The organism is Mesorhizobium sp. M1365 (genome assembly GCF_040317865.1).
In the GTDB taxonomy this organism is placed as follows: domain Bacteria; phylum Pseudomonadota; class Alphaproteobacteria; order Rhizobiales; family Rhizobiaceae; genus Mesorhizobium.
Genome location: NZ_JAMYLG010000010.1, coordinates 55,173 through 66,052, shown reverse-complemented (window position 1 = coordinate 66,052; position 10,880 = coordinate 55,173). Strand labels below are relative to the sequence as shown.

9 protein-coding genes are annotated in these 10,880 nt (G+C 64.7%); 3 read left to right on the top strand and 6 right to left on the bottom strand.

The window, feature by feature from the left end:
* The first annotated feature begins 83 nt into the window (after nt 1-83).
* Genes NKH04_RS14480 through NKH04_RS14470 form a run of 3 tightly spaced genes read left to right on the top strand, consistent with a single transcriptional unit; the run spans nt 84 to nt 3,263 of the window.
* On the top strand, nt 84-1,127 hold the full coding sequence (locus tag NKH04_RS14480; RefSeq protein ID WP_352615432.1) for a class II aldolase/adducin family protein: 1,044 nt from the start codon (nt 84-86) through the stop codon (nt 1,125-1,127).
* Between the two features lies 1 nt (nt 1,128).
* Nucleotides 1,129-2,415 carry an FGGY-family carbohydrate kinase gene (locus NKH04_RS14475; protein WP_352832405.1) on the top strand — a complete coding sequence of 429 codons (1,287 nt, stop codon included), beginning with the start codon at nt 1,129-1,131 and terminating at the stop codon, nt 2,413-2,415.
* Nucleotides 2,412-3,263, top strand: coding sequence for a TIGR01459 family HAD-type hydrolase (locus tag NKH04_RS14470; protein WP_352540845.1), 852 nt, complete (start codon nt 2,412-2,414; stop codon nt 3,261-3,263). Before NKH04_RS14475 ends, NKH04_RS14470 begins: the two co-directional genes overlap by 4 nt.
* A gap of 12 nt (nt 3,264-3,275) precedes the next feature.
* Here the strand turns inward: NKH04_RS14470 and NKH04_RS14465 are convergent, their stop codons facing one another.
* The 6 genes from NKH04_RS14465 to tesB all read right to left on the bottom strand — a co-directional run bounded on the left by NKH04_RS14465 (nt 3,276) and on the right by tesB (nt 10,839).
* Nucleotides 3,276-4,082 (bottom strand): exodeoxyribonuclease III, encoded by an 807-nt coding sequence (locus NKH04_RS14465; RefSeq protein WP_353044477.1) that lies wholly within the window; start codon nt 4,080-4,082, stop codon nt 3,276-3,278.
* 134 nt (nt 4,083-4,216) lie between these two features.
* Nucleotides 4,217-4,900 carry an outer membrane lipoprotein carrier protein LolA gene (locus NKH04_RS14460; RefSeq protein ID WP_031213172.1) on the bottom strand — a complete coding sequence of 228 codons (684 nt, stop codon included), beginning with the start codon at nt 4,898-4,900 and terminating at the stop codon, nt 4,217-4,219.
* Nucleotides 4,901-5,032: 132 nt separating this feature from the next.
* Nucleotides 5,033-7,690 (bottom strand): FtsK/SpoIIIE family DNA translocase, encoded by a 2,658-nt coding sequence (locus tag NKH04_RS14455; RefSeq protein WP_352540844.1) that lies wholly within the window; start codon nt 7,688-7,690, stop codon nt 5,033-5,035.
* Between the two features lie 343 nt (nt 7,691-8,033).
* A complete protein-coding gene (locus NKH04_RS14450; protein ID WP_502893763.1) occupies nt 8,034-9,356 on the bottom strand; it encodes an ammonium transporter in 1,323 nt (440 codons plus the stop codon).
* Between the two features lie 49 nt (nt 9,357-9,405).
* Complete coding sequence (locus NKH04_RS14445) at nt 9,406-9,744, bottom strand: P-II family nitrogen regulator (RefSeq protein WP_023679755.1); 339 nt, start codon at nt 9,742-9,744, stop codon at nt 9,406-9,408.
* A 219-nt stretch (nt 9,745-9,963) separates the two neighbouring features.
* The gene (tesB, locus tag NKH04_RS14440; protein WP_031212697.1) at nt 9,964-10,839 is read right to left on the bottom strand and encodes an acyl-CoA thioesterase II; all 876 of its coding nucleotides are present in this window, start codon (nt 10,837-10,839) and stop codon (nt 9,964-9,966) included.
* Between the last annotated feature and the right edge of the window lie 41 nt (nt 10,840-10,880).

Below are 10,880 nucleotides of genomic sequence, written 5' to 3'. Positions count from 1 at the left end.
TCTGCGATACCAGCATGGGTCTTCGTCCCGGCACCGGGACGTCCAAAGCCGTGGCCACGCGGCCGGATTGTAGAGGAATTTCGATGACGATCAGTGCGGATGCGCAGGAACTGGCAGCGCTGCGGTCGCTTTCGGCCGCTATCGGCAGCGACGCGCATCTGACCCAGGCCGCCGGCGGCAACACCTCGCTGAAAGCCGGCGACACGCTCTGGATCAAGGCCTCCGGCACCTGGCTGAAGGACGCGCTCATCGCCGACATCATGGTGCCGGTCGGCATCCCGCCATTGCTCGACGCCATCGAACGGCGCGACCCGGCCGCCGAACAGCCGCAGGCCTTCACTGTCGACGCCCTCAGCGCGCGCGGCTTGCGCCCGTCGATCGAGACCACCGTGCATGCGCTGATGCCGCAGCGCATCGTTCTGCATGTTCACTGCGTCGAGACCATTTCGCTGGCCGTGCAGGCCGACTGCGAGGCCGAGGCCGCCAGGCGGCTCAACGGCCATCAATGGGCGTATATTCCCTATCGCCGGCCGGGACTGCCGCTCGCGCAGGGTATCGCCGAGCGCCTTCGGCCAGGCGTGGATATCCTGATCCTCGGCAATCACGGCCTGGTCGTTGCAGCCGAGACCGTCGCCGCGGCCGACATGCTGCTGCGGCGCGTGACACGACTGTTGGCGCGGCCGCCGCGCCAGGTGGCGGAACCGGACATCGCGGCATTGACGGCGCGCGCCGGCGACAGCGACTACAGATTGCCGGCGGACGTTGAGGCGCATGCGGTGGCGATCGACCCCGAAAGCTGCCGCATGGCTTTGGGTGGCAGCCTCTACCCCGACCACGTCATCTTTCTCGGCGAAGGCTCGGTCGTGGCGAGACCGGACGAGGGTGTGAAGCGCGTCATCGAGCGCTGCGGCGCCGCACCCGTGGCGATCCTGTTTCCTGGACTCGGCGTGTTGATGCGCGGCGACGCCGGCGCCGGTGCCGACGCCATGCAGCGCTGCCTTTCCGACGTGACGGCGCGGATCGATGTCTCGGCGAAGCTGAATTATCTGACAGCGGCGGAGAATGACGAGCTGATCAACTGGGACGCCGAAAAATATCGCCAGAAACTCAATGCCGGAGGCAGCTGACATGTCGCGTTCGTCTGGCCCGCTTGCCATCGGCATCGACATCGGCACATCCGGCGCGCGCGCCGTCGCCATGCGTCCGGACTTTTCCGTTGCCGCGCATTCCGCTATTGCCCTCGAGCGATTTGGGCCGAACGGCCGTGACCCCGCAATATGGTGGGAGGCGGTCGGCGCGACTTTGGCGGAACTGCTCAAATGTATCGATCGCGCGGCAGTGCGCTCGATCGCCGTCGACGGTACGTCGGGCACGCTGCTGCCGGTCGACGGCGCCGGGCGGCCGCTGGCCGAACCGCTGATGTACAACGACAAGGTCGCTGACGACACTATTCTGACAGCAATAGCCGGCGCGGCACCGGCAACGAGCGCTGCACTCGGGGCAACCTCCGGTCTCGCCAAGGCGCTGTCTTTCCAGCACCTGCCCGGCGTCGCCACTGTGCTGCACCAGGCAGACTGGATCGCCGGACAGTTTTCCGGCCATTTCGATGTCAGCGACGAGAACAACGCCCTGAAGACCGGCTACGACGTCGAGGCCCGGCGCTGGCCGGACTGGATCGCGGCGACCGGGGTGCGCATGGAATTCCTGCCCCGCGTCGTGCGGCCGGGCGATGTCACGGACACGCTCACCGCCAGCGCCGCGAAAATGTTCGGCCTGCCGCGCGACGTGGTCGTGGTCGCCGGCACGACCGATGGCTGTGCGTCGTTCCTGGCAACCGGCGCGACGGCGGCGGGCGACGGCGTCACTGTGCTCGGCTCGTCGCTGACCATCAAGATCCTCTTCGACCGGCCGATCTCGGCGCCGCAATTCGGCATCTACAGCCATCGGCTGGGTGACACCTACCTGGCGGGCGGCGCCTCGAACTCCGGCGGCAAGGTGCTGGCCCAGCATTTCCCCGTCGCCCGCATTGTCGAACTCAGCAAAAAAATCGACCCGGCGACGAAGACCGGCCTCGATTATTACCCGCTGCCGGCGCCGGGCGAACGCTTCCCCATAGCCGATCCGGCGCTGCCGCCGCGCCTCGAGCCGCGGCCCGCCGACGACGCCGACTATCTGAAAGCGATGTTCGAGGGTATTGCGGCGATCGAAGCGCTCGGCTATCGCCGGCTTGCCGAACTCGGCGCCCCCCGACTGACATCGGTCAGGAGCGTCGGCGGCGGTGCGGCCAATCCGGCCTGGACAGCGATCCGGCAGCGCAAGCTTGGCGTCGCTCTCGTGCCGGCTCTTTCGGAGGAGGCCGCTGCCGGCACGGCGCGGCTGGCGCTGATGGGCGCAAGCGCAGCGGGGCTTTTATGACGGCCAAGGCAATTCAACACCTCGACGGCATCGCCGCGCTGACCGACCGCTATCAGGTGTTCCTGCTCGACCAATTTGGTGTGCTGCACGACGGCACCAGCGCCTATCCAGGTGCTGTCGAAGCGTTGTCGGCACTCAAGCGCGCCGGCAAGACCATCGTACTGATCTCGAATTCCGGCAAGCGGGCGCAACCCAATGAGCACCGCCTGCTGAAGCTCGGCTTCGAACCGGGAAGCTGGGACCACTTTGTCTCCTCCGGCGAGGTGGCATGGCGCTCTTTCCACCAAATGGCAGCATCCGGAGCCCTGCGCCCGCAGACAAAATGCCTGCTGATCCGCCGCGACAATGACCGTTCGGCTGTCGACGGCCTGCCCTTCGTCCTGGCCAAGGACGGCGACGATGCCGAACTGGTGCTGATTTCCGCCAGCGAGGGCGATCGCTACGACCTCGACCATTATCGCCGGCTTCTTGGTCCGGCGGCGGCGCGGCGGGTGCCATGCTTCTGCACCAATCCCGACAAGATCATGCTGACTGCCGTCGGCCCTCGCTTCGGCGCCGGCCGGCTCGCCGATCTCTATGAGAGCCTCGGCGGCAGCGTGTCGCGCATTGGCAAGCCCAATCCGCAGATATTCGAGGCAGCGCTGGCACTGGCGGGCCACCCGGAGCGCGACAGCGTGGTCTGCGTCGGCGACAGCGTCGAGCACGACATCGCCGGCGGCAACGGCGTCGGTGTCGCGACGACGCTGGTCCTGTCGGGCATATTGGCGGGGGCGCCTGACCTGGAGGACGTTTTCGCCACGCTGAATGCCCGTCCCGACTACATCGCGGATAGCTTCAGGTTTCGCTGAGGCGAGACAAAGCTAATCCAGGTTGAAACGCCCGATCACCGGCACATGGTCCGAGGGCCGTTCCCAGCCGCGCGCCGGCCGCAGGATTTCATAGCCGGCAAAATGCGGCACCAGGTTTGGCGACGACCAGACATGGTCGAGGCGGCGGCCGCGATTTGAGGCCTGCCAATCCTGGGCGCGATAGCTCCACCAGGTGTAGAGTTTCTCCTCGTAAGGCACATTGAGCCGCATCAGGTCGATCCAGTCGCCGGCGAGCCGCATTGCCTCGAAGTTTTCTGTCTCGACCGGCGTATGGCTGACGACATTGAGGAGCTGCTTGTGCGACCAGACATCGTGCTCGAGCGGCGCGATGTTGAGGTCGCCGACCAGGATCGAGCCGGAGTGCTCGTCATGCTCGGCCCGCACGGCGTTCATCTCGGCAACGAAATCGAGCTTGTGCTTGAACTTGCGGTTGACGGCCGGGTCGGGCTCGTCGCCGCCGGCCGGAACGTAGAAATTGTGCAGCAGGATCGTTTTGCCGCCGGCGTTGACGGTGACCGACAGATGCCGGCTGTCGTCGATCTCGCAGAAGCGGCGCTTTTCGACCACCTCGATCGGCCGCCGCGCTATGGTGGCAACGCCGTGATAGCCCTTCTGGCCATGGAAGGCGATGTGCTCGTAGCCGAGCTTGCGGAACGCCTTCTCCGGAAACAATTCGTCCGGAACCTTGGTTTCCTGCAGGCAGAGCACGTCCGGCGCCTGCTCGACCCGCTGGCGCTCGACGATCGGCATGCGCAGCCGGACGGAGTTGATGTTCCAGGTAGCGACGGAAAACGGCATGTGGGGTTCCGGACAACGCAAGATCCGCCGGATGGCTCCGACGGAAGTCAATCGCGGAAACTACTGCCAGCCGCGCACCGCAAAAACAAGCCGCCCGCACCAACGCGGAAAAACCATCCCGCAGCAGTAGGAAGTTACCGCGTCTTGGTGTTCAGCTCGCGGTTCGCCGTATAGTCGATGGCGAAGGTGTCGGGGGCGAAGCTGACGCCCTCCTTGGTGTTGAAGATCATCACCGTCGTGTCCTTGCCTTGCGCATCGGTGATGGTCCACTGCCGCAATTCATAAGATTTCGGATCGAACATCATGGTGATCTTCGAATTGCCGAACACCGATTTGTCGGCAAGCTGGATGGTGGTGAGATCGTCCTCTTCCTTGACGCTTCTGACGCGCCCGCCCGACAGATCGATCTTGTCGTCGAGCAGCAGCTTCAGCGGCGTCTTCGACAGCGGATAGAGGTCGGACGTCCGCAGCTTCTTGTTGAGGATGACCACCGACTTGCCGTCGGAAATCACCCTGAAATTCGAGGCGCCGTCATAATTGAAGCGGATCTTGCCCGGCCGTTCCAGAAAGAACTTGCCGCCGGTCTGCTCGCCCTTGGGTCCGAACTGCACGAACTCGCCGCTCATCGATTTGACCGAGGAGAAATGATCGGCGATCTTCTGCGCCGTCGCCGGAACCGCTGCTTGCGCCGACGCCAGCAGCTGGAAGCCGGGCACGAGGTTGGCGGCCGCCGCACCGGCCAGGACCAGGCCGAGGCCGAGCACCTGCCGGCGGGTTGGGGCGAAATCCCTGCTTGGGGCGAGAGTTGCGTTTTTCATGCCGGTCACCATCATCTGATTGCTTGCTCGTTATATTGGTCTGGCCCCCCAGTTGGGCTTAAGTTTGGCGGCCGCACGGCGCCCGTCGTTGCAACGCGCCAAAAGGTTCAAAGTTGCCGGCGCGGACGCGCTCTAGAACTTGTCGTCCTCCGTCGGCACCAGGATTTCGCGTTTTCCGGCATGGTTGGCCGGGCCGACAATGCCTTCCTTCTCCATCTTCTCGATGATCGAGGCGGCGCGATTGTAGCCGATGCCGAGCCGGCGCTGGATGTAGCTGGTAGAGGCCTTGCCGTCGCGCAGCACCACCGCGACCGCCTGGTCGTAGGGATCGTCGGAATCCTCGAAATTACCGCCGTCGCCGCCGCCACTGCCTTTGCCCGTCGGCTCATCGTCATCCTTGTCGTCGTCCTCGGTGATGGCGTCGAGATATTCCGGCACGCCCTGCAATTTCAGATGCGCGACAATCTTCTCCACCTCGTCGTCGGAGACGAAGGGACCGTGCACGCGCTGGATGCGGCCGCCGCCGGCCATGTAGAGCATGTCGCCCATGCCGAGCAGCTGTTCGGCGCCCTGTTCGCCCAGGATGGTGCGGCTGTCGATCTTCGATGTCACCTGGAAGGAGATGCGGGTCGGGAAATTCGCCTTGATGGTGCCGGTGATGACGTCGACCGATGGCCGCTGCGTCGCCATGATGACATGGATGCCGGCGGCGCGCGCCATCTGCGCCAGGCGCTGCACCGCGCCTTCGATGTCCTTGCCGGCGACCATCATCAGATCGGCCATCTCGTCGATGATGACGACGATGTAGGGCATCGGCTCGAGGTCGAGGTTCTCCGTCTCGTAGATCGCCTCGCCGGTTTGGCGGTCGAAGCCGGTCTGCACGGTGCGCGAGATCCTTTCGCCCTTTTTCTCAGCCTGCTGCACGCGCGCGTTGAAGCCGTCGATGTTGCGGACGCCGACCTTGGACATCTTGCGGTAGCGGTCCTCCATCTCCCGCACGGTCCATTTCAGCGCCACCACCGCCTTCTTCGGATCGGTGACGACCGGCGTCAGAAGATGCGGAATGCCGTCATAGACCGAGAGCTCCAGCATCTTTGGATCGATCATGATCAGCCGGCAGTCCTGCGGCGTCAGCCGGTAGAGCAGCGACAGGATCATGGTGTTGATGGCGACGGACTTGCCCGAGCCGGTGGTGCCGGCGACCAGCACGTGCGGCATCTTGGCGATGTCGACGATCACCGCCTCGCCATTGATGGTCTTGCCCAGCGCCAGCGCCAGCTTGGCCTTGGTGGTTTCGAAATCGCGGCTGGCCATGATCTCGCGCAAATAGACCGTCTCGCGCCTGGCGTTCGGCAATTCGATGCCGATCGCGTTGCGGCCGGGCACCACGGCGACACGGCAGGCGATGGCGCTCATCGAGCGGGCGATGTCGTCGGACAGGCCGATGACCCGCGACGATTTGATGCCGGGCGCCGGTTCCAGCTCGTAGAGCGTGACGACCGGACCCGGACGCACATGGATGATTTCGCCCTTGACGCCGAAATCCTCCAGCACGCCCTCAAGCAGGCGGGCGTTCTGCTCCAGCGCATCCTTGGACAGGCTGGCGTCGCGCACCACGTTCTTTGGTTCCGACAGGAAGTGCAGCGACGGCATCTCGAATTTTTCCGAGCCGATCAGCGAAGTCTGCGCCTCGCGCTGGACGCGGGCGCCGGGGGCCGGCCGCGGCGCCGGCGCCTCGACGCGTGTCGCCGCGTCGGAACGGAAGTTCTGCACCCTGGCCGTTGGCGCGGCGCGGCGCTGGCCGGCCGGCTCGGGCGCGAAATCCATGTCGTCGTCATTGTCGTCGTTATCGAAGACGTCGGCATCGTCAGGGTCGATCGAGGCACTGCGGTCGTTGACCATGGCGGCGAAGAATTCCGGCTCGACGCGGGCGCGCCCGCCCGGGCTCATCCGCGCCTCGGCGAACTCGGCCGATTCGACCCGTTCGGCCGCCCGCCGCCAGGCGCTGGGGCGCGGTTCCATCTCCGGCTCGAAATCGTCGCGCTCGCGCCGGCGCGCGGCGCGGCGGCGCAGATAGGCCCGCAGCGACAGCCACCAGTGGGTGATGGCGCCAAGCGCCAATATACCTTCGTCGCCCTCGTCCTCTTCATTGTCGAAAAGCAGGTCGTCCTGCGGATCGGGCACTGCGGGCTGTTCGAGGACGGCAAAGCCGTTCTTGCGCGAAATCAGCGCCGAGCCATACAAGAATACCCACAGCGCCGGCGCTGCCAGGAGCACGGCGAGCACGCTGGCGACGAGGCCGGTCGGATAGCCGCCGATGACCAGGCCCGGGATATTGAGCACCATGTCGCCGAAGACGCCGCCGAGGCCGGTCGGCAGCGGCCAGGTCTTGGGCGGCACCACGCAGCCGGCAATTGCCGCGCCAAGCAGCGAAAACCCGAACCAGGCCAGTGCCCGTTTCGGCAGCCGGTCGACGCCGCGCGCGGTAAACAGCAGAAATCCCCAGATCACCGCCGGCACCAGCGCCGCAACGGCGGCAAGTCCGAAGAACTGCATGGCAATGTCGGAAAAGACGGCGCCGGCATAACCCATTGCATTGGTGACGATATTGTCGGTGGCGTGCGAAAAGCTCGGATCGGCGACGTTCCAGGTGGCAAGGGCGGCGACGCCGAAACCAACCAGAGCAAACAGCCCGGCACCGACCAGCCGCCCGACCTGGCGCCTCGCGAACGACCGGATGCCGTGCTCCGTATCGGCCAGCGCAAGCGGTGCTGAAGCCCCTGAACGCATGCTTTTCCTCGTCTGTCGTTGCCCGGCCGGGCGCGGACGCGCAACACGGCAGATTCGGCTGTCAGACTAGCGGCGGGAAGGTTAAGGGCGCATTAACCATGGGCATTCTGCGTCACCGGAACGGGCGACCGCCACCACAGTTCGGAGCGTTGCGGCCGCTGTTTCACGCCGCCGGCGGATCGAGCCACCTTGATCAAGCGATTGTATGATCGAGCCATAACGGCCGCCTGCACACAAAAAAGAGGCCCGGAAGGTTTCCGGGCCTCAAGGCGTGAGCCCTTTCGGGAGCATCACGACGGGATCTTCCCGGCACCGGCAAAACGCCGGTGCCAGCCGATAAACCTCACGGCACCACTTCGCCGTGCTGGCTGATGTCGAGGCCTTCGACCTCTTCCTGGGTGGAAGGACGCAGGCCGACCAGCGCCTTGACGATATAGAGGATCACGAAGCTCGCGATCGCCGTCCACAGGATGGTGAAGACGATACCGTAGAGCTGCTTGCCGACAGAGGCACCCGAGCCAAGGCTGTTGATCGCCGGATCGGCGAGCACGCCGGTCAGCAATGCACCGATGATGCCGCCGATGCCGTGCACGCCGAATGCATCGAGCGAGTCGTCATAGCCGAACGCGTGCTTGAGCTTGACGGCCGAGACGTAGCAGAGCACGCCGGCGACGATGCCGACGATGAAGGCGCCGGTCGGATTGACGAAACCGGAAGCCGGCGTCACCGCGACCAGGCCGGCGACGGCGCCCGAGATGATGCCAAGCACGCTCGGCTTCTTGGCGACGATCCATTCGGCGAACATCCAGGCGAGCGCCGCAGCGGCAGCGGCAACCTGGGTGTTCAGCATCGCGGCACCGGCAAGGCCGTCGGCGGCCAGTTCCGAGCCGGCGTTGAAGCCGAACCAGCCGACCCACAGCAGCGAAGCGCCGATGACGGAGTAGACGAGGTTGTGCGGCGCCATGTTGGTGGTGCCGTAGCCTTCACGTTTGCCGAGAACCAGCGCGCAGACCAGGCCGGCAACGCCGGCGTTGATGTGAACGACCGTGCCGCCGGCGAAATCGAGAACGCCGGCTGTGCCGAGGAAGCCGCCGCCCCACACCCAGTGCGCGATCGGGGCGTAGACCACCAGCAGCCACGCGCCCATGAAGATGAGCAGCGCCGAGAACTTCATGCGTTCGGCGAAGGCGCCGGCAATCAGCGCCGGCGTAATGATGGCGAAGGTCATCTGGAACATCGAGAAGACGAACTCAGGAATGTTCGCCACGCCCGGCAGCCACAGCGAGGAGGTGGTGATGCCGTTGTGGAAGAACTTCGAGAAGCCGCCGAGATAGGCATTCATGCCGCCGCCATCCGAGAAGGCCAGCGAGTAGCCGAACATGAACCACAGCACCGTCACCAGGCAGGTGATGGCAAAGCTCTGCATGATGGTGGCGAGCACGTTCTTTTTGCGCACCATGCCGCCATAAAACAGCGCCAGGCCCGGTACGGTCATCATCAGCACCAGCGCCGTCGAGGTCAGCATCCAGGCTGTGTTGCCGGTGTCGAGCGCGGGCGCAGGGGCTGCCGGTGCCGCCGGTGCCGCTTCCTGCGCGAACGCAGCAACCGTGCCCAGTGCAGCGAGAGCGAGCGAACTTAAAACGGCCGCGCGTCCCGTTATCTTCAAGGTAGAAGGAATATTCATTGAACTCTCCATTGGAATACGTATCCGCAGCTCAAAGCGCGTCGGTGTCTGTTTCGCCGGTGCGAATGCGCACCGCCTGGTCGATGCCGAAAACGAAGATCTTGCCGTCGCCGATCTGGCCGGTCTTGGCCGCCGCGGTGATGGCTTCGACGGCCTTGTCGACCATGTCGACAGCGACCGCGACTTCGATCTTGATCTTCGGCAGGAAGCTGACCGCGTATTCCGCCCCGCGATAGATTTCCGTGTGACCCTTCTGACGTCCGTAGCCTTTTACTTCGGTGACGGTCAGGCCCTGGATGCCGACTGCGGTGAGCGCCTCGCGCACCTCGTCGAGCTTGAACGGCTTTATGATTGCCATCACGATCTTCATAAGGTTTCACCCTTTGCTGTTGCGGGTCCCCGCGTTTGCACGACTTCGCCGATCCCCATGAGAGCCGGAGAGTGCCCGCTAGGATTCAAGCTCCGTGCCAATTGCCGAAGCAGGGTGTTAAGCTGTTGTTAAACAACGAAATCGAGAAGGTCTGGCAGCTGCCTGTTCACAGGCGCGGCAGTGCATATGCTTAAAAAATAGGCAAATTTCGAAAAATGCCTACTCCGCAGGCGGCCGCTTCAGCCGGATGAGTCCTTCTTGGGCAACCGAGGCGATCAAGGTGCCGTCGCGGGCAAACAGCGAGCCGCGGGTAAAGCCACGCGATCCTTGCGTCGACGGACTGTCTTGCGTGTACAGCATCCAGTCGTCGAGCGGATGGCTGCGGTGGAACCACATGGCGTGGTCGAGGCTGGCTGCCTGGATATCACGATCGAAAATGGCGCGGCCATGAGCAAAGGTCGAGGTGTCGAGCAGCGTCATATCCGAGAGGTAAGCGAGCACGGCCGCCTGCGTGGCGCGGTCGGCCGGCACCGGGCCGGTGGTGCGGATCCAGATGTTCTGCTTCGGCTCGAGTTTTTCCCGGCTGGTATAATGCTTCAGCATCACCGGCTTCATCTCGATCGGCCGGTCGCGCTCCCAATAGCGCTTGATGCCGTCGGGCACGGCTTCGCCGAACTTGCCCAGCAATTCGCGCTGCGACAGCAACGTGTCGGGCGCCGGCACGTCCTGCGGCATCGGCACCTGATGTTCCAGGCCGACCTCATCCTGCTGGAACGAGGCTTCCAGCGAAAAGATCGCCTGGCCGTGCTGGATCGCCACGACGCGGCGCGTGGTGAAGGAGCCGCCGTCACGGATGCGGTCGACCTCGTAGATGATAGGCACCTTGGTGTCGCCCGGCCGCATGAAATAGCCATGCAGCGAATGCACGTGGCGCTCGGGCTCGACCGTTCGCTGCGCGGCGACCAGCGCCTGGGCGATGGTCTGGCCGCCGAAGATGCGCTGCCAATCGAGCTTGGGGCTGCGACCACGATACAGGTTGTGTTCCAGCTGCTCGAGGTCGAGAATGCCGAGAAGCTCGTCCATGGCTGCCGTCATCTTGACCTCGCCGCAAAATTACCATGGCGGTTTCCGACAGG